This window comes from Streptosporangium sp. CA-135522 (genome assembly GCF_050949235.1).
GTDB lineage: Bacteria > Actinomycetota > Actinomycetes > Streptosporangiales > Streptosporangiaceae > Streptosporangium.
Window position 1 is genome coordinate 9,228,010 of record NZ_CP192026.1, and the last position, 19,482, is coordinate 9,247,491.

General features: G+C 71.2%; 16 protein-coding genes. 12 read left to right on the top strand and 4 right to left on the bottom strand.

The features are described from left to right. The 9 genes from ACQPYK_RS43365 (at position 1) to ACQPYK_RS43405 (ending at position 11,166) form a co-directional block, all read left to right on the top strand. On the top strand, positions 1-1,722 hold the full coding sequence (locus ACQPYK_RS43365; protein WP_433245399.1) for a protein kinase domain-containing protein: 1,722 nt from the start codon (positions 1-3) through the stop codon (positions 1,720-1,722). A gap of 36 nt (positions 1,723-1,758) precedes the next feature. Then, positions 1,759-3,150, top strand: coding sequence for a class II fumarate hydratase (locus ACQPYK_RS43370; protein ID WP_433245402.1), 1,392 nt, complete (start codon positions 1,759-1,761; stop codon positions 3,148-3,150). A 25-nt stretch (positions 3,151-3,175) separates the two neighbouring features. Beyond that, positions 3,176-3,562: a tautomerase family protein gene (locus ACQPYK_RS43375; RefSeq protein WP_433245405.1), complete on the top strand. Its 387-nt coding sequence runs from the start codon at positions 3,176-3,178 to the stop codon at positions 3,560-3,562. A 67-nt stretch (positions 3,563-3,629) separates the two neighbouring features. Then, a complete protein-coding gene (locus tag ACQPYK_RS43380; RefSeq protein ID WP_433245408.1) occupies positions 3,630-4,199 on the top strand; it encodes a GyrI-like domain-containing protein in 570 nt (189 codons plus the stop codon). 119 nt (positions 4,200-4,318) lie between these two features. Then, the gene (locus ACQPYK_RS43385) at positions 4,319-5,065 is read left to right on the top strand and encodes a 3-hydroxybutyrate dehydrogenase (RefSeq protein ID WP_433245411.1); all 747 of its coding nucleotides are present in this window, start codon (positions 4,319-4,321) and stop codon (positions 5,063-5,065) included. A 49-nt stretch (positions 5,066-5,114) separates the two neighbouring features. Next, on the top strand, positions 5,115-7,028 hold the full coding sequence (locus ACQPYK_RS43390; RefSeq protein ID WP_433245414.1) for a helix-turn-helix domain-containing protein: 1,914 nt from the start codon (positions 5,115-5,117) through the stop codon (positions 7,026-7,028). Between the two features lie 372 nt (positions 7,029-7,400). After that, a complete protein-coding gene (locus ACQPYK_RS43395) occupies positions 7,401-8,726 on the top strand; it encodes an MFS transporter (RefSeq protein ID WP_433245417.1) in 1,326 nt (441 codons plus the stop codon). Between the two features lie 19 nt (positions 8,727-8,745). Continuing rightward, positions 8,746-9,765 (top strand): alpha/beta fold hydrolase, encoded by a 1,020-nt coding sequence (locus ACQPYK_RS43400; RefSeq protein ID WP_433245420.1) that lies wholly within the window; start codon positions 8,746-8,748, stop codon positions 9,763-9,765. Between the two features lie 3 nt (positions 9,766-9,768). Then, on the top strand, positions 9,769-11,166 hold the full coding sequence (locus ACQPYK_RS43405) for a tannase/feruloyl esterase family alpha/beta hydrolase (protein ID WP_433245423.1): 1,398 nt from the start codon (positions 9,769-9,771) through the stop codon (positions 11,164-11,166). Here ACQPYK_RS43405 and ACQPYK_RS43410 read toward each other — a convergent pair. After that, positions 11,151-13,127 (bottom strand): glycosyltransferase family 2 protein, encoded by a 1,977-nt coding sequence (locus ACQPYK_RS43410; RefSeq protein WP_433245426.1) that lies wholly within the window; start codon positions 13,125-13,127, stop codon positions 11,151-11,153. The genes ACQPYK_RS43405 and ACQPYK_RS43410 overlap by 16 nt on opposite strands. A 60-nt stretch (positions 13,128-13,187) precedes the next feature. Beyond that, complete coding sequence (locus tag ACQPYK_RS43415; RefSeq protein WP_433245430.1) at positions 13,188-13,892, bottom strand: lytic transglycosylase domain-containing protein; 705 nt, start codon at positions 13,890-13,892, stop codon at positions 13,188-13,190. A gap of 322 nt (positions 13,893-14,214) precedes the next feature. Between ACQPYK_RS43415 and ACQPYK_RS43420 the strand changes: the two genes are divergently transcribed. The 3 genes from ACQPYK_RS43420 to ACQPYK_RS43430 all read left to right on the top strand — a co-directional run bounded on the left by ACQPYK_RS43420 (position 14,215) and on the right by ACQPYK_RS43430 (position 17,026). Then, positions 14,215-14,889, top strand: coding sequence for a response regulator (locus ACQPYK_RS43420; protein WP_433245433.1), 675 nt, complete (start codon positions 14,215-14,217; stop codon positions 14,887-14,889). After that, complete coding sequence (locus tag ACQPYK_RS43425; protein WP_433245436.1) at positions 14,886-16,292, top strand: ATP-binding protein; 1,407 nt, start codon at positions 14,886-14,888, stop codon at positions 16,290-16,292. Before ACQPYK_RS43420 ends, ACQPYK_RS43425 begins: the two co-directional genes overlap by 4 nt. 257 nt (positions 16,293-16,549) lie before the next feature. Continuing rightward, on the top strand, positions 16,550-17,026 hold the full coding sequence (locus tag ACQPYK_RS43430) for a hypothetical protein (protein ID WP_433245439.1): 477 nt from the start codon (positions 16,550-16,552) through the stop codon (positions 17,024-17,026). Between the two features lie 86 nt (positions 17,027-17,112). Here ACQPYK_RS43430 and ACQPYK_RS43435 read toward each other — a convergent pair whose 3' ends face one another. Next, positions 17,113-18,456 (bottom strand): PhoH family protein, encoded by a 1,344-nt coding sequence (locus tag ACQPYK_RS43435; protein WP_433245442.1) that lies wholly within the window; start codon positions 18,454-18,456, stop codon positions 17,113-17,115. A gap of 221 nt (positions 18,457-18,677) precedes the next feature. Further along, positions 18,678-19,445: an isoprenyl transferase gene (locus ACQPYK_RS43440; protein WP_433245445.1), complete on the bottom strand. Its 768-nt coding sequence runs from the start codon at positions 19,443-19,445 to the stop codon at positions 18,678-18,680. Positions 19,446-19,482 lie beyond the last annotated feature (37 nt).

Genomic DNA, 19,482 nt, shown 5'->3' on the forward strand with positions numbered 1-19,482 from the left:
ATGCCGGAACAGCAGACGCGCCTGCTCGCTGACCGCTACGAGCTGATCACGCCACTCGGCCGGGGCACCATGGGGACGGTCTGGCGTGCCTACGACCGTTCCCTGGGCCGAGAGGTCGCGGTCAAAGAGATCCGCCAGGAGCCCGGGCTCAGCGAGACACAGCGCGCCGAACTGCGGGAGCGAATGATCCGTGAGGGTCGTACGGCCGCCCGCATCAGCCATCCCTCCGTGGCCACCGTGCACGATGCGATCATCGAGAACGGCAGCCCATGGATCATCATGGAGCTCGTTCAGGCGCGTTCCCTGGAGCAGGTGGTCGAGGAGGAAGGGCCGCTGCCGCCCCGGCTGGTCGCCGAGATCGGGGTCGATCTCCTCGGGGCGCTGCGCGCCGCCCACGCCCAGGGGGTGCTGCACCGCGACGTCAAGCCCGGCAACGTGCTGATCACCGAGAGCGGGCGGGTGGTGCTGACCGACTTCGGCATCGCCAAGGCCGAGGGCGACACCAACCTCACCAAGACCGGCATGGTGATCGGCTCCCCCGGATACACGGCGCCGGAGCGGGCCCGCGGGGAGCACACCGGGCCCGAGTCGGACCTGTGGTCGCTGGGGGCGACGCTCTACTTCGCGGTCGAGGGCCGGCCGGCCTACGAGCGGTCCTCGGTGGCCGAGACCCTCGCCGCGCTGATGACCGACAGGGCCGATCCGCCCGCGCAGGCCGGGCCGCTGCGTCCCGTGCTGGAGCAACTCCTGGAGCGGGACCACACGTTACGGCTGACGCCGGCACAGGCGGCGGCGATGCTCCGGGCGGTGGCCGACACGCCCTCGGCCTCCGCGGGGCCAACCCCCGTGACGCCCGTCGTCCCGCCGGGCCCGGCGCGGACGCGTCCGGGGACTCCCGCGAGCGCGCCTCCGGCGGCGGCGGGCGGGCCCCGGGCGCAAGCGGCGAGCGCGCCCCCGCCGGCGGCCGACGACGCCCATCCGGCGGATGAGGAGTTCGACGCCGACCGCACCATGCTGGTCATCCGTCCCAAGGGCGGCCTCCGCCTCCCCACCGGCGCCCCGGACTCGGCCCCCGAGCCGCCCGCCCAGGCGTCCCGGGCTCTCTCCTCGGCCTTCCCTCCGGCGACGCCGCCGCTCGCCCCGGCGGGCCCGCGGCCGGGGACGGCTCCGGCCGAGCGGGAACCGGGACCGTCGTCGGATCGGAGGCCTGCGACCCCGGTGAACCCGGGCGCGGGAGACTCCCCGGACTTCCCGGACGCGCGGCCCACGGAGATCGTGAGGCCGCCCGGCCCGGCAGGACCCGCGTCCGCGGCCCCCTGGCGGCCGGGAGTCCCCGGCGAGGGCCCTGTCGGCCACACGGGGCCCGAAGGGGGCGATCGGGGCCGTACATGGCGACCAGGGGCGTCCGACGGCGATCGCCCCTGGCGGCCCGGAGCCTCCGACGAGCATCACCCGGAGCCGGAGGGAGGCGGAGGAGACCTCGCGTGGCAGTCGGGAGCGCCCGGCCCGGAGCGACCGCGACAGCCGGTGCCGCCGGCACCCGACCAGGGCCGCCGGCCGTATCAGGGGCTGGGGACCGATCTGTTCGCGATCGCGGGCCGGGGCGGTCCGGAGCAGACCACCACGCCGGCCAGGACCCGCGTCGGCCTGATCGTCCTCATGGGAGTGGCGGCCGTCGCCGTGGTGGTGATCCTGATCCTCGTCGTGGCGAACATGCGCTGAATTTCCGCTTTATCTCTCAGGTCGCAGACTGGACCCATGAGCGAGTATCGGATCGAGCACGACTCGATGGGTGACGTGAAGGTACCGGCGGACGCGAAGTGGCGGGCGCAGACCCAGCGGGCGGTGGAGAACTTCCCCATCTCCGGGCGCGGGCTGGAAAGCCCGCACATCGCCGCCCTCGGCCTGATCAAGGCGATCGCCGCCGAGGTCAACGCCGGGCTGGGAGTGCTGGACAAGGACCTGGCCCAGGCCATCGCCGAGGCCGCCACCGACGTCGCGGAGAACGAGTGGGACGGCGAGTTCCCCATCGACGTCTTCCAGACCGGATCCGGCACCTCGTCCAACATGAACGTCAACGAGGTGATCGCCACCCTCGCCGAGGAGCGGCTGGGCCGGCCCGTCCACCCCAACGACCACGTCAACGCCTCGCAGTCCTCCAACGACGTCTTCCCCACCTCCATCCACGTCGCCGCCACGACCGAGGTGACCTACCACCTCATCCCGTCCCTCAGGCACCTGGCCACCGCGCTGCGGGAGAAGTCGCTCGAATTCGAGCGGGTGGTCAAGGCGGGCAGGACGCACCTGATGGACGCCACCCCGGTCACGCTCGGCCAGGAGTTCGGCGGCTACGCCACCCAGATCGACAACGCCATCGCCCGGGTGCGGGGCGCGCTCCCCCACCTCGCCCAGCTTCCCCTGGGCGGCACGGCCGTCGGCACCGGCGTCAACACCCCGCCCGGCTTCGCCGCCCAGGTCATCGCGAAGCTGCGGGAGGCCACCGGGCTTCCCTTCTCCGAGGCTCCCGACCACTTCGAGGCCCAGGGGGCCCGGGACGCCGTCGTGGAGCTCTCCGGGCAGCTCCGCACGGTCGCGATATCGCTCAACAAGATCGCGAACGACCTCCGCTGGATGGGTTCGGGTCCCCGCGCCGGGCTCGGCGAGATCAACCTCCCCGACCTCCAGCCCGGTTCGTCGATCATGCCCGGCAAGGTCAACCCGGTGATCCCCGAGGCGGTGTGCATGGTCGCCGCCCAGGTCATCGGGAACGACGCGGCGATCGCCTTCTCCGGGGCCTCGGGCAACTTCGAGCTCAACGTGATGCTGCCGGTCATCGCCCGCAACGCGCTGGAGTCGATCCGGCTGCTGGCCAACGCCTCCCGGCTGCTCGCCGACCGCTGCGTCCACGGCATCACGGCCAACACCAACCGGCTGCGCGAGTACGCCGAATCGTCTCCGTCGATCGTCACGCCGCTCAACCGCCACGTCGGCTACGAGGAGGCCGCCAAGATAGCCAAGCAGGCCCTGGCCGAACGCAAGACCATCAAGGAGGTCGTCATCGAGCGCGGCCACGTCGCCAGGGGCGCCATCACCGAGGAGCAGCTCGACGCCCTCCTCGACGTGCTGTCCATGACCCGGCCGCCGTCGTAGATCAGCCCCTGGAACACTTCGTTCCATGACTCAGATCAAATTCTACGGCCGCCGCGACGTCTGGTCCGACCGGCGTCAGGAGCTGTCGGACACCGTGCACGGCTGCCTCACCGAGGTGTGGCGGCTCCCCCAGGACAAGAGATTCCACCGGTTCCTGCTGCTGGACGCCGAGGACCTGCTCTGCCCGCAGCGCAGCGAGCGGTATCTGATCGTGGAGATCGTCTGTTTCCAGGGCCGGTCGGACGAGGCCAAGCGCGACCTGATCCGCGCCCTGTTCGCCCGAGTCCAGGAGAGGCTCGATCTCCCGGTGGAGGACCTGGAGATCGTGATCCTGGAGTCGCCTCAGGTCAACTGGGGCATCCGCGGCGTACCGGGCGACGAACTGGCGCTCACCTACCCGGTCACCGTCTGACCGCGACGGCTGGGCCGGACTCTGCCGGGTTGGACTCTCCCCCGAAGGGAGAGCCCACCCTGGCCCCATGAAGAAGACCTACCCCGCCCTCTACGCCGCCAAGGCCACGCCGTCGCTCCTGGACGTTCCCGAGCGGACCTGTCTCATGGTGGACGGCTCCGGAGACCCCTCCGGCGACCACTACCGGGCCGTCGTCGAGGGCCTGTACGGCGTCGCCTACGCGATCCGCGCGGAGCTCAAGCCCGTGCTGACCTACTCGGTCGCCCCGCTCGAAGGATTGTGGGAGGGCACTCCCGACGACCGCGCCGCCATGCGGTGGACCATGTGCATTCCCCAGCCGGCGCGGGTCACCTCCGAGACGGCGGCGCGGGCGGTGCACGCCGTCCGCGGCAAGAAGCCGGGCGCGAACGTCGACGGCATCCGCCTCGCCCCGCTGGCGGGGGGCGAGGCGGCCCAGATCCTGCACACGGGTCCCTACGACGAGGAGCCGGCCACCGTCGAGACGCTGCTGAAGTTCGTCGCCGACCAGGGCCTCACCGTCGCCGGAAGGCACCACGAGATCTATCTGTCCGTGCCGGGCCGTACGGCTCCGGAGAAGATGCGGACCATCATCCGCTACCCCGTCGCCTCGCGGTGACCGTTGCCGGGCGTTGACGCGTCCCGCACGCGGATGCGTCCGGCACACATAGGCGATGGCGCGACTATGGCGGCTGGCGACATGGGCTGGGATTCGGATGATTGCCTAGATTCGGCAGCATGAGTGACCTAGCGGGGCGGCGAGCCGTGGTGACCGGGGCGGGCAGCGGGATCGGGCGCGCCTGCGCGCAACGGCTGGCCGCCGCGGGCGCGCACGTGGTGGTGATCGACATGGACGCCGAGGCCACCGCGAAGGTGGCCGCGGAGGTCTCCGGGACACCGGTGGTCGCGGACCTGTCGGCGCCCGGTTTCGTGGACGCGCTGCCCACCGATGTGGACATCGTGGTGAACAACGCCGGCTTCCAGCACGTCGCGCCGATCGAGGAGTTCCCGCCCGAGGTCTTCTCGAAGATCCTCAAGGTCATGGTGGAGGCGCCGTTCCTGCTGGTCCGCTCGGTTCTGCCGGGCATGTACGAGCGAGGGTGGGGACGGGTCGTCAACATCTCGTCGGTCCACGGGCTCCGCGCCTCGCCGTACAAGTCTGCGTATGTCACTGCGAAGCACGCGCTTGAAGGGTTGTCGAAGGTCATCGCCCTGGAAGGCGCCCCCCATGGTGTCACCTCCAACTGCGTGAGCCCCGCCTACGTCCGCACCCCGCTGGTGGAGAACCAGGTAAAGGCCCAGGCCGAGACCCACGGCATCGGCAGGGACGAGGTCGTCGAGCAGATCATGCTGGCCCCCGCGGCGGTCAAACGACTGATCGAGCCGGAGGAGGTGGCCGAGCTGGTCGCCTACCTGTGCGGCCCGCACGGCTCGTTCATCACGGGAACCTCCCTGCCCGTGGACGGCGGCTGGACGGCCCGCTGAGGTCGCCATGACGGCGTCGCCATGACGACCCATGAAAGAAAATGAGGGCATGAGCACACGGGTCTTTCTCGAACTGCTGGCCAGGGAGGCGTCGGCGGTCGAGTTCGAAGGCCCCATCCTGGCCGCCAGGGCCGGCGGAGCCGACATGGCGAGGCTGGCCGAGCTGGAGGAGGCCAAGCTCGCCGCGCTGAAGGTGCGGGCGCTGCTGCGGCGCAGGGCCAAGCGCGAGGCCGAGCTGTCGGCGCTGTTCGACACCGCGGGCGACCTGGCCGGGCTGCGGGACCTCGACGCCGTCCTGGAGGCCATCGTGCACCGGGCCAGGCAGCTGCTGGGCACCGACGCCGCTTACATGACGCTGCACGACCCCGAGCGGGGCGACACCTGGATGCGGGTGACGGACGGCTCGGTCTCGGCCAAGTTCCGCGCGCTCCGGCTGGCCATGGGCGCCGGCCTCGGCGGGCTGGTGGCCCAGACCGCGACGCCGTACGCGACGGCCGACTACTTCGCCGACGAGCGCTTCCGCCACATGTTCCACATCGACGACGCGGTGCACGAGGAGGGTCTGGTCGCCATCCTGGGCGTGCCGCTCAAGCTGGGCGCCCGCGTCATCGGGGTGCTGTTCGCGGCCAACCGGAGCGTGCGCCCGTTCACCCAGGACGAGGTGGTGCTGCTGGGCTCGCTGGCCGCGCACGCGGCGGTGGCGATCGACAACGCCCGGCTGCTGCAGGAGACCAGAAACGCTCTGGAGGAGCTCAGCGAGGCCAACCGGCAGGTGAACGCGCACAGCGCGGCCGTGGAGCGGGCCGCTCTCGCGCACGACCGGATGACCGGCCTGGTGCTGCGCGGCGGCGGGGTCGAGGACGTCGCCGCCGTGGTCACCGAGGTGCTCGGCGGTTCGCTGGTCGTGCTGGACGACGCCGGACGGCCGATCACCGGGGACGCGGGTGAGCTGGCCGCGGGCCTGCCGGAGCGGGAGGGCGGGGTCGCGGATGCGAAGCGGAGCTCGGAGACGACCGCGTCCGTGATCGCGGACGCCGCACGGTCGTCGCGTGCGCTGGGCCGCACCGTCAAGAAGGGCAACCTGCTGGTCGCCTCCGTGGACGTGGGAGCCGAGCCGCTGTGCACGCTCGTGCTGCGGGCCGACGGCCAGGTGGCCGACACCGACCAGCGCATCCTCGAACGGGCCGCGCTGGTCACCGCCCTGCTCCTGCTGTTTCGGCGCACGGTGGCCGAGGCGGAGGGCCGGGTCAGGGGCGAGCTGCTCGACGATCTCATCTCCCGTCCCGCCCTCGACGGCCTGGGCCAGCGGGCCCGGCGGGTCGGGGTGGACCTGGACGCCGACCACGTGGTGGTCGTGGTCCGCCACGGTGGCCGGCGCGAGCGTGCCGCCTTCTGGGCCTCCTCCCAGGCGACGTTGAGCCACGGCCTGGCCGCCCTGCGCGGGGACGAGGTGGTGCTGCTACTGCCCGGCGACAAGCCGGGCCACCTGGCCAAGCGGGTGGCGGCCGAGCTCAGCGCCTCTCTCGGCCATCCCGCCACGGCCGGCGCCTCCGGCCCGGTGCGCGGCCCGGCGGAGGTCGCCGCCGCCCACCGCGAGGCGCAGCGCTGCGCCGACGCGCTGCTGGCCCTGGGCCGGGCAGGGGAGGGGGCCGGCGCCACCGAACTGGGCTTCGTCGGGCTGCTCGTCGGCGACGGGCGCGACATCGAGGCGTTCCTCGGCTCGGCGATCGGCCCGGTGCTCGACTACGACGCCCGCAGGGGCACCGCCCTGGTGCGCACGCTCACCGCCTACTTCGGCACGGGCGGCTCGTTGTCGCGCACGGCCGACGTGCTGCACATCCACGTCAACACCGTCACCCAGCGCCTGGACAGGATCGCCCAGCTCCTCGGCGCCGACTGGCAGGACCCCGAGCGCGCCCTGGAGATCCAGCTGGCCCTGCGCCTGCACCGCCTCAGCGCCTGACGCGCGCCGCCGTGCGCACCCACCCGCACCCGTGCGCTTCCACACGCGCGTGAGCGTTCCCTCATGCGCCCACGCACGCTCACACACGTCCACACGGGTTCACGCACGCTCACACACGTCCACACGGGTTCACGCACGCTCGCACACGTCCACGCGGGTTCACGAGGGTTCACACACGTCCACGCGGGTTCACGAGGGTTCACGCGGGTTCACGAGGAAAACGCGCGTTTTCCGCCGCTCCCTCCGCCCGCCGCCCGAGATGCCCACATAGCCCGGCCGCCCGGTATGGCGGCCGAACCCATAGGAGTGACGCCGGTCACTACGTACCGTGAGCCGACATCCCCCCAACAGCGCAACCCATTGGTGAGTGAGATGGCAGAGAAAACCCGCACGCCCATCGGAAAGATCGTCGCGGCCAGCCTGATCGGCACGACGATCGAGTGGTACGACTTCTTCCTGTACGGCTCCGCCGCCGCGCTGGTCTTCCCGGCGATCTTCTTCCCCGCGTCGGACCCGCTCACCGGCACCCTGCTGGCCTTCCTCACCTACGCGGTCGGCTTCGTCGCCCGCCCGCTGGGCGCACTGGTGTTCGGCCACTACGGCGACCGCCTCGGCCGCAAGAGGCTCCTGGTCGTCAGCCTGCTGATGATGGGCGGGGCGACCTTCCTGATCGGCTGCCTGCCGACCCACGCGGCGGTCGGCGCGCTGGCGCCGCTGCTGCTGACCCTGCTCCGGCTCGTCCAGGGCTTCGCCCTCGGCGGTGAGTGGGGCGGGGCGGTGCTCATCGTCTCCGAGCACGGCGACGCGCAACGACGCGGATTCTGGGCCTCCTGGCCGCAGTCCGGCGCCCCCGGCGGCAACCTCCTGGCCACCGCGGTGCTCGCGGTGCTGGCCGCCGTCCAGTCCGCCGACGCCTTCCAGAGCTGGGGCTGGCGCGTGCCGTTCCTGCTGTCCGGCGTGCTGGTGCTGGTCGGTCTGTGGATCCGGTTGTCCATCAGCGAGTCGCCGGTCTTCCAGCAGGCCGTCGCCAACGCCGAGCCCGCCACGAGCATGCCCATCGTGGAGGTCTTCCGGCACCACTGGCGCGACGTGCTCACCGCGATCGGCGCCCGCTTCGCCGAGAACGTCTCCTACTACGTGCTCACCGCGTTCGTGCTGGTGTACGCGACGACCGCGGCCAAGCTGGGCAAGCCCCTCGTGCTCAACGCGGTACTGATCGGGTCGGCCGTCCACTTCTTCTCGATCCCGCTGTGGGGCGCGCTCTCCGACCGGCTCGGCCGCCGACCGGTCTACCTGCTCGGCGCGGCCGGCGTGGGCCTGTGGGCCTTCGCGTTCTTCCCGCTGATCGACACCAGGAACTTCGCGGCGGTCACCCTGGCGGTGACGGTCGGCCTGGTCATGCACGGCGCGATGTACGGCCCGCAGGCGGCGTTCTTCTCCGAGCTGTTCGCCACGCGGATGCGCTACTCCGGCGTGTCGATCGGCGCCCAGCTCGCCTCGATCGTCGCCGGCGGCCTGGCCCCGCTGATCGCCGTGGCCCTGCTGCAGGCCTACAAGTCGTCGTTCCCGATCATGCTCTACGTGGCGGGCGCCGCCGTGCTCACCCTGATCACCGTCTTCGTCTCCCGCGAGACCAGGGGTCGGGACCTGGCCACCCTGCGCGACGCCGAGGGCACCCCCACCTCCACCACCCGCTGAGCCGTACGGAGAACATTCGATGCATCTCGACGACCGGCGGGTGCCCACCGCCCGGATCACCCAGAACGTGCTGTCGGCGGGTGGACCCGCGGGCGGGGGTGAGGCGGTGCTGTTCGTGCACGGGAACGTGTCGAGCGCCGCCTTCTGGCGGGGGACACTGCTCGCCCTGGCCGGGGAGCACCGGCCGTTCGCGGTGGACCTGCGCGGCTTCGGCGACAGCGATCCCGCGCCCGTGGACGCCACCCGCGGCCTGCGGGACTACTCCGACGACGTGCTCGCCCTGCTCGACGCCCTCGGGCTGGAGAGCGCGCACCTGGTGGGCTGGAGCATGGGCGGCGGGGTGGTGCTCCAGGCGCTGCGCGACCGGCCGTCCGCGGTGCGGAGCGTGACACTGGTCAACCCGGTCTCACCGTACGGCTTCGGCGGCACGAACGGGCCGGACGGCGCGCTGAACCACCCCGACGGGACCGGCGGCGGGGCCGGGGCGGCCAACCCCGACTTCGTGCGGCTGCTCGCGGCCGGGGACCGCTCCGACGACTCCCCGGTGTCGCCGAGGAACGTGCTGCGGAGCACGTACGTCAAGCCCGGCACGGTGATCGCGGACGAGGACGCACTCGTCGAGTCGATGCTCTCGACGAGGGTCGGCGAGGACCACTACCCGGGTGACGCGGCGACGTCCGAGGCGTGGCCGGGCGTCGCCCCCGGTGACCGGGGGGTGCTCAACGCGCTCGCGCCGACGCACTTGCGGCTGGACGACCTGCACACGATCGATCCGAAACCGCCGATCCTGTGGATCAGGGGCGAGGCCGACGTGATCGTCTCCGACACCTCGCTGTTCGACCTGGCCCACCTGGGCGCCCTCGGCGTCGTCCCCGGATCACCGGGCACCCCGGCACAGCCGATGGTCGCCCAGACCCGGGCCGCGCTCCAGCGCTACGGCGCCTACGACGAGATCGTCCTCGACTGCGGTCACAGCCCGCACATCGAGCGGCCGGAGGAGTTCCGCGCCGCCCTCATCGACCACCTGAAGCGGAGCTGACGGATGCGCACAGCGTTGGGACTCCGCGGGCCGGTCGCCGGGCTCGCCCTGGCCGTCGCCGCCCTGGTGGCGGGCGCGTCGGCCGCGGGCGCCGGGGTGGCGGACATCGGGGTGGCGGCCACCGGAGCGTCGGGTGCCCAGGCGCCGGACGGGGGCCACTGCGCCCGGCTGGAGCGGGTGGCGGTTCCGGGGGCCGAGCTTCAGGTGAAGGCCTGCCTGGACGATCTCACCACCGCGGGCACGGTCGTCTCCGGGCACACCGACCCGTCCGACTGGGCCGGGCTCCATCCGGCCGGGGCGGTCAACCCCAAGAACGTGCCCGGCATCCAGGTCGACGGCTACTTCCCCGACACCTCCACCTCCAACACCACCCACGGCTGGAACCACGACTCCCAGTTCGTGCTCCGGCTGCCGGACGGCTGGAACGGCGGGCTGGTGGTGGCGGGCACCCCCGGCAACCGGGAACAGTACGCCAACGACTTCACCATCTCCGACTGGGCGCTGGCCAAGGGCTACGCCTACGCCGTGACGGACAAGGGCAACGTCGGGGTCACCTTCTACAAGGACGGCCGCCGGCCGGGCGACGCGGTCGCCGAGTGGAACCGGCGGGTCACCCAGGTGGCGGTCGCCGCCAAGGCGGTCCTCGCGCAGCGCTACGGCAGGCTCCCCGAGCGGACCTACGCCGCGGGCATCTCCAACGGCGGCTACCTGGTCCGCTGGCAGCTGGAGAACCGGGCCTGGCTGTACGACGGCGGAGTCGACTGGGAGGGCACGCTCTGGCGGGTCAAGGGCGACAACCTGCTCACCTTCCTGCCTCCGGCGCTGCGGGCCTACCCGAAGGGCGACACCCAGGCGATGTACGACGCCGGGTTCGCCAGGGGGTCGGAGTTCCTGTGGCCGTTCCACTACCAGTACTACTGGGACCTCACCCAGCGCGTCTACCGCGAGGAGCTCGACCCCGCCTTCGACGGCGACGCCGAGGCGGGCACGCCCTTCTGTGCCTCGGGCACCCCCGCCTGCGACACCGACTACGACTACGACGCGCGCAAGCCGTACCGGGCGGTGGAGAGGATCGGGCTCACCGGGCGGATCGGCAAGCCGCTGATCACCGTGCACGGCACGCTGGACGCGCTGTTGCCGATCTCCCGGTCCGGGGACGTCTACGCGGACATGGTCGGCGAGCGCCGGCCGTTCCGGTACTACCGGATCGCCGACGGCACCCATGTGGACAGCCTCTACGCCGCCTACCCCGACCGGCTCCGGCCGCTGCTGCCGTGTTTCCGCAGCGCGTTCGAGGCCCTGACGAGCTGGGTGGAACAGGGGCAGAGCCCGCCACCGAGCGCGACCGTGCCGCGCCCCGCGAGCGGGGACCTCGTCAACGGCTGTCAGCTCGGCAGGTAGTGCTCCTGCACGGTCCGGGTGAGCCGGACCGCCCTCCGTGCCCCGGGGACCCGCGCCAGCACCCGCCTGAGCAGCCGGCGCCGGGGCGCGGGCGTGGCCGCGGTCGACTCGCGGATCTCCACCCGGCCGCCGCGGCTCATCTCGAGCCCGAAGCGGAGCGCGGTCTCCACCCCGTCCACCCTCAGGAACGGCGTCCAGTCACCCGGTGCGAGGAAGCCGGCGCGGCGCGTCAGCCGGATGGGGACCTTGGCCACCAGCCGTCCGGGATGCTGGCCGGGCACGCCCGGCTCGACCAGGGCGGGCGCGCAGACCTCCCGCTCCCCGCGCGCCGCGTGGCGCAGCACCAGCTCGGCGGGCGGTCCCCCGCTCGGCGGCACGTACGGCACGGGCACGACGACGAAGACGTGCTCGCGCTGCCGGGTGATGGTCGTCCCCGCCGAGACCAGGACGATCGACTCGGCGAACGAGCGGGGCTCCACGCAGACCCCCAGCTCGCCCCGGTCGGACCACCAGGGGATGACCAGCCGCTTGGAGTAGTCGGCCAGCACCCCCGTGCAGTTCAGCGGGGAGCCGGTCACGCGGGTGCGCGCGCGGTGGGATCCGCCGTACATGCGCACGTGGATCTCCCACAATCCGGGCGGCAGCGGGCGGCCGAGGGCGGCGGAGGCGACGTCCAGCCGGGCCGTGCCGCTCACCTGCAACCTGACCCCGTTGCGGTGGCGTGAGCGCGTCATCGAGCAGGCCACCGGGAGGAAGTAGACGAGCCCGGTCTCCTCGTGCCTGAGGTAGACCTCGAACCGGGCGCGGGATGCGGTCTGTGAGACGTCGGCCAGCTCGGGTGCGAGGCGAAGCCCGTCGAGGGGCACGGGCGGCTCCCAGAGCAGGCCGTCCTCGCCGTACGGCAGGAAGCGCATCGGGGACCCGTCGCCCCGCATGATCTCCACGGTGAGTCCCATGATGAACGTGCCGTCCTCCCAGACGACCTCCCGGAGGTCGGCCTGCAGACGGGTGCCGCGCATCGCCTCGGCCAGCACGACCAGCTGGTCCAGCCGGCCGGCGCGCAGCAGCGCGGCGCGGGCGCGCAGATGCACGGGCAGGTGGCGGTCCAGGCGCGGGGGGAAACGCTGGACGGTCAGCTCACGCAGGGCCGTGAAGATGATCGCCCGCTCCCTGGGGGTCGCGGAGACGAACCTGCCTCCGCCGAGCCGGCGCAGCACCGAGGTGCGAAACCAGTGCGCGTACATCCGGTCGCGCTGGCGCCCGGCCGGAACCTCGAAGTCGATGATGTCGAGCAGCTCGCGCAGCTCGGCGCCCCGGACGTAGGGGTCGCCCGGCGGCTCCAGCCGCTCCTCGACGTGGCAGCAGACCTGGTCGGCCAGGATCGCGACGACCTTCGCCCGCGAGTACGCCCGGATGGCGAAGGACTGCTCGGCCAGGCGCCCGCCGGGTTCGGGGAAGCTCAACGCCTCGACGTCCAGGAACGTCTTGCGGTAGAGCTTGTGCGGCGTGAGCAGCGACAGCAGCCGGTCCTTGAAGAGGTCGGCGCGCTCGCGGTCTCCGTCGAACACGGTGGAGGGCGGCCCCTGGTCGTTGACCAGTCGCCCGATGAGGATGTCGGCGTCGGTCTCGACCGCACGCTCGTACATCCGCTCCAGGGCGACCCGCTCCAGACGGTCCGTCTGCCCCATCAGGTAGACGTACTCGCCTTTGGCGATCGCCATCCCGATGTTGCGCGCGCGCGTCGCGGAGCCGTCGGGGCCCAGATGCAGCACCCGCACGTTCGGCCGCACCGCCGCGACGGAGTCGAGGCGCTGCTGGATCCCGTCGTCCGATCCGTCGTCGGCGAAGATGACCTCGTACTCCTGCGAGGGCATCGACTGCTCCAGCACCGAACGGATACACGCGTCGGCGGTATCACCGGGGTTGTGCACCGGCACCACCACGCTGACCTTCACATCCATACGGCCAAGCGTGCGACGCCCACGGCCGGCAGGCGGCCAGACTTGCCGACTCCTGGTGTCTCAGTACCAGCCCTTGGCCTGGGAATGGCCCCAGGCACCACAAGGCGTACCGTAACGACCCTTGATATAACCGAGTCCCCACTCGATCTGGGTGGCCGCGTTGGTCTGCCAGTCATTGCCGGCGCTGGCCATCTTGTGGCCGGGCAGCGACTGGGGGATGCCGTAGGCGCCGCTGTAGCGGTTCATCGCCCGCTCGTTCCAGCCGCTCTCCTTCATCCAGAGCTTCTCCAGGCAACCCCACTGGTCGGCCCAGCCGCGCGCCTCCAGCATCTGCTTGCCCAGCGCCTTGTTGCCGGTCGGGTTGGCGGTGCCGGGCGGGAGCGCCTGCGGGTCGAAGCCGCCGCCGCCGGGCGCCTTCTTGGGAATCACGATCGCGGCCAGCGGCTTGCGATGGTCGCGCTGGGCCTTCAGCCTGTCGGACTTGAGCGCCTGGGCCGCCTGGGCCTTCAGCACGTCGGCCTTGGGATCGGGCCCGAACGGGTTGTCGCCGAGCATCTTCGACAGGTCGTCCAGACTGAGCGGCGCGGCCGGCGGGGCCGAGGCGTTCTGGATCGCGGTGTAGACGGTGAAGCCCCCGCCGCCCACGAGGATCACCGCCACCGCGCCGATGATGACGACGCGCTTGGGGGTCAGCCATCCCTGCTTCTTCGCCTTGACGGGCTTGTCGGCCGTACGGCGGGGGCGGGGAGCTGAGTGCTCCTTCAAGTGCGGTGATCCTGAACTCACGACCTATGAGCTTGCCGTGGACAGGGGGGTGGTCCGCAACCCGAACGGGAGAGTTGGTTGGTGTTCCCCATGCGGTTCGCCGGCTTCTTTGCCGCCTACTGGCTGGTTACCTGGACTTTACTGACATTTAGCGCGGTAGGTGTGATTTTCATCACACCTACCGCGCGAGCCCCCCACGTACCCCCGAGCCGTCGGGAGCGCTTCTGTCAGGCTCTCAAGGGCACATCGGGTTTCTGTCCCCCTCGTGTCACAGTTTCGTGATGATGCAGGTCTTATCGGGCATTGCATTAATAATGACCGCGTGGCCGGCATCCTCCTTGTTGAAGACGATCCCTCGGTCCGGACCGGGCTTGAGCTGGCGCTGGCGCGCCAGGGCCATTCCGTGACCTCCTACGCCAGCGGCGAGGAGGCGCTCGACCACATCCGGGCACGCCGTCCGGAGATCGTCATCCTGGACGTCATGCTCCCCGGAATCGACGGGGTGGAGGTGTGCCGCCGCATCCGCAGGCTGGACCAGCTGCCGGTGATCCTGCTCACCGCGCGGGGCGACGACCTCGACGTGGTCGTGGGCCTGGAGGCGGGAGCCGACGACTACGTGGTCAAGCCGGTCGAACCACGCGTGCTGGACGCCCGGATCCGCGCCATCCTGCGCCGGGTGGAGTCGGTCGCCTCCGACCGCATCACCTTCGGTGACCTGGTCATCGACCGAGGGGCGCTCAAGGTGTCGCTGGCCGGCCGGGAGGTCCACCTGACCCCGACCGAGCTTCGGCTCCTGCTCGAACTGGTCCGCCATCCGGGCCAGGTGCTCAACCGCAGGTATCTCCTGCGCGCCGTCTGGGATCACACTCACGTCGCCGACTCCCGCCTGGTGGACGCCTGCGTCCAGCGGGTCCGCGCCAAGATCGAATCGGTGCCCGCCGAGCCCGAGTTCATCCACACCGTCCGCGGCTTCGGCTACCGGTTCAGTCCCCCGTGAAGCGGGCCTACACCGGGCTGCGCGGCCGCCTGGTCATCACCTTCACCCTGATCGCGGTGACGGCCTCGACGCTGGTCGCGGGGATCGGCTACGAACTGGTCAAACGCCGCGTGATCAGCCTGGCCGAGCAGGTGGCCGTGAGCGACGTGCGCGACACCCTGGAGGGCATCAGGGTGCCCATCGGCGCGCTCTGGCCGGGAGACAGTCCGCCGACCGACACGCAGATCAGCACGCTCCAGAAGAGCCTGCGCATGCGCAACGGCGGGGTGGTGGTCAGCTACGAGGACTACCTCTACCCCGACGGCGACTTCAGCATGAGCGACGTCCCCCACGCCCTCAAGATCGGGGCCAGCCGGCGGATGGTGACCGAGCTCCAGGAGATCGACGGGAAGATGTGGCTGCTCATCGGCACCCCCGTGTGGCGGATCGAGCCCTACAGCATCGCCCAGCCCACCGGAATGAGCGTCTTCGTGTTCGTCCCCCTCGCAGAGGAGGAGCAGCTCCTGACCGACCTGCGGCGCCCCCTGGCCACCGCGGGAATCATCATGCTGATCATCGCGCTCGCCGTCGCGCTGCTGTCGGCCCGCCGGGTGCTGCTGCCGGTGCGGCGGCTCGGGTCGGCGGCCCGCGCGCTCGGCGCCGGCCACCTGGACACCCGCCTGCCGGTGCACGGCCAGGACGAGCTGGCCGAGCTCACCGCGACGTTCAACGACACCGCGGCAGCCCTGGAACGGAGCGTGTCCGAGCTGCGCTCGCTGGAGGCGATGTCCCGCCGGTTCGTGGCCGACGTCTCGCACGAGCTCAGAACCCCGCTGACCGCGATGACCGCGGTGACCGACATGCTCTCCGAGGAGGCCGAGCGGCTGCCCCGGGAGCCGGCGGCGGCCGTGCGGCTGGTGCTGCGGGAGATCGGGCGGCTGCGGACCCTGGTGGAGCAGCTCATCGAGGCGAGCCGGTTCGACTCGGGCACCGCCACGCTGCACGTGGACACCGTGAACGTCGCCGACGCGATCGGGGACTGCCTGGAGCTGCGCGGCTGGTCGGAGCAGGTCGAGGTGAACGTGCCGCAGGGGCTGGCCTTCTCCGTCGACCCCCTGCGCTTCGACGTGATCCTGGCGAACCTGGTCGGCAACGCCCTGCGCCACGGCGAACCCCCCGTCGTGGTGACCGCCCGCAGCACTCCCAACGGCCTGGAGGTGAAAGTGCGCGACCACGGCAAGGGCATCCCGGCGACGGCTCTGGCTCACGTGTTCGACCGCTTCTACAAGGCGGGCGCCCGGGGTGACGGCAGCGGCCTGGGCCTGTCCATCGCGCGGGCCAACGCGCGCCTGCACGGCGGCACCATCTCGGTGCGACGGCAGGAACCGGGCACGCTCTTCACGGTCTGGCTGCCCCCGGCATGAGGGCCCGCCGTACGTCCCCGCGCGGCACACGGCTCCACACTCCGGCTCCGACTCCAACTCCGGTTGCGGCTCCGGTTGCGGCTCCGGCTCCGGCTCCGGCTCCGGTTGCGGTTGCGGCTCCGGTTGACACGCGACTTCACGCTCCGGCCGCCCCGGCGGCCAGGCCCCGCCGTACGGCCACGCCCGCCGCCAGGCGGCTGGGAAGCCTGCTCCTGGCCGCCCTGGCGCTGTGCGGCTGCGGGATAGCCCCCACCGGGGTGCGCGACCAGGGCCACCCGCCGGTGATCAGCTACAGCCCGACATTGGTGACGGTCTACCTGCTCCGCGACGGCCGGCTGGAGCCCGTCAGGATCCCGGTGGCCTCCGACTCGGCGGACAACATCATCACCACCCTGTTCCGGGCCGGGAAGCTGCCGCCGAAACCGGGCCTGAGCAGCGCGCTCGACGAGTTCAGCCACTACGACACCGAGAGCACCCGCTACTCCGACACCGCCGAACGCAACGATCCCGTGGACAACCAGGGCTACCGGCTGAATGTGATCATCACGGGCACGGGGAAGGTCTCCCGGGAGGGGCTCGCCCAGATCACCTGCACCATCAGGCAGAACAAGCAGGCGAGCATCTGGAGCGTCGAGGTCACCCGGCTGTTTCCCGGGACCCCGGAGTCGCTGGGGGATCACACCTGCTTCGAGTATCGCGATCTCGCGGCGAAAGGCGTGCGGCTCCCGCCGTGATCGAGCCCGCTGCCACGGGTCCCGTGCCCGCGGCCGCCAGGACGGCGGCTCGCGGGGACGGGACCGGCGGGACGGCGGGACCCCGCCTACATCGTGACGTCCTCCAGCATCTCGGTGACCAGGGCGGCGATCGGCGAACGCTCCGAACGGGTCAGCGTGACGTGCGCGAACAGCGGGTGGCCCTTGAGCTTCTCCACCACCGCCACCACACCGTCGTGCCTGCCCACCCGGAGGTTGTCGCGCTGGGCGACGTCGTGGGTGAGCACGACCCGCGAGTTGGCCCCGATCCGGCTCAGCACGGTCAGGAGCACCCCGCGCTCCAGCGACTGCGCCTCGTCCACGATCACGAAGGCGTCATGCAGGGAGCGGCCACGGATGTGGGTGAGCGGGAGCACCTCGAGCATGCCCCGGTCCATGACCTCCTCGATCACCTCGGGCGTGGTGACCGCCCCGAGGGTGTCGTAGACGGCCTGCGCCCACGGGCCCATCTTCTCGTTCTCGGAGCCGGGCAGGTAGCCCAGGTCCTGGCCGCCCACGGCGTACAGCGGGCGGAAGACGATGACCTTGCGGTGCTGACGGCGCTCCAGGACGGCTTCCAGGCCCGCGCAGAGGGCGAGGGCGGACTTGCCGGTGCCCGCCCGGCCGCCCATGGAGACGATGCCGACCTCGGGATCCATCAGGAGGTCGAGCGCGATGCGCTGCTCGGCCGACCGGCCGTGCAGGCCGAACACCTCGCGGTCGCCGCGGACGAGACGCACCGACTTGTCGGGCAGCACCCGGCCCAGCGCCGAACCCCGGCTGGACAGCAGCCGCAGGCCCGTGTGGGTGGGCAGGTCACGGGCATCGACCAGATCGGCGGTGCCGTGCTCGAAGAGCGTCTCGACGTCCTCGTCGGTCACCTGGAGCTCGGCCATGCCGGTCCAGCCCGACTCCGCCACCAGTTCGGCGCGGTATTCCTCCGCGGCCAGACCGATGGAGGCGGCCTTGATGCGCAGCGGCAGATCCTTGGAGACCAGCACCACGTCGCGCCCTTCCGCGGCGAGGGTCCGCGCCACGGTGAGGATACGGGTGTCGTTGTCGCCGAGCCGGAAACCGACGGGCAGGATCGATGGGTCGCTGTGGTTGAGCTCGACCCGGAGGCTGCCCTCGCCGATCGGCATGGGCTCGTCCAACCGCCCATGTGTCACCCGCAGGTCGTCAAGGTATCTCAGCGCCTTACGCGCGAAGTATCCGAGTTCTGGATGATGGCGTTTGCCTTCCAACTCGGTGATGACGACGATCGGGAGGACGACCTCGTGCTCGGCGAAGCGGCTCATCGCCGCTGGATCAGCCAGCAGTACCGAGGTGTCCAGGACGTACGTGCGCCGGCTGGTTACCGGCGACGTGGGTGAGGACGAAGGGTTTGCCACGCGTTCTCCCCCGGGCGCCATGGGGGGCGCCCTGCCATGAGCTGGGATGCGGACCGGACCCGGGCTCACGCTCGCGGCTTGCCGAGCAGGCGCCGGTGACCGGCCCTCCTTGGCAGTCGTGACGCAAAGGCGAGCCCTCTCCGGAGTAGGCGGACCGTGCCCGCCTACTTGTTACGGTACGTCCTGAATACCCACCTTCCCAAGGCACAAGCCTGTCCGAAAGGGGGTGTTCATGTGGTGTTTCAGTAGCCGTACCGTCGATGCCGCGCGGCATAGGAGCGGAGAGCCCGCAAGAAATCGACCCTGCGGAAGTCAGGCCAGTAGGCCTCGCAGAAGTAGAACTCGGAGTGGGCGCTCTGCCAGAGCAGGAAGCCGGAAAGCCGCTGCTCCCCCGAGGTCCGGATGACGAGATCCGGGTCGGGCTGGCCGCGCGTGTAGAGATGCTCCGCGATGTGCTCCACATCGAGGACCTCGACCAGCTCCTCGATGCTCGCGCCCTTGCTGGCGTGCTCCTGGAGAAGGGAGCGCACCGCATCAGCGATCTCACGCCTTCCTCCATACCCAACAGCAACGTTCACAATCAAACCCGGACGGTGTGATGTTGCTTCTTTTGCGTTTTTCAGGACATGAGCCGTGTGAGCGGGCAGAAGATCGAGCGCGCCCATGGGGTTGATGTGCCACCCGTCGGCGACGAGCTCCTGGACCACGTCCTCGATGATCTTCACGAGGAGGTCCAGCTCGTCCTTGGACCGGTTGATGTTGTCGCTGGACAGCAGCCACACGGTGACGACCTCGACACCGGCCTCGCGACACCAGCCGAGCAGCTCCGAGATCTTGTCCGCGCCCTTGCGATGACCTCGGCTGACGTCGGCGATGCCCATCGAGCGCGCCCAGCGCCGGTTACCGTCGACGATGACGCCGACGTGCCTGGGGAACATGTCCTTCTGGCGGAGCAGCTTCGCCTCCAGCCGTCGCTCGTACAGCCGGTAGACGAGATCGCGCACGCCCATAGGAGCCCCTCCCCTCAACGCCCCGCCGACGAAGGGC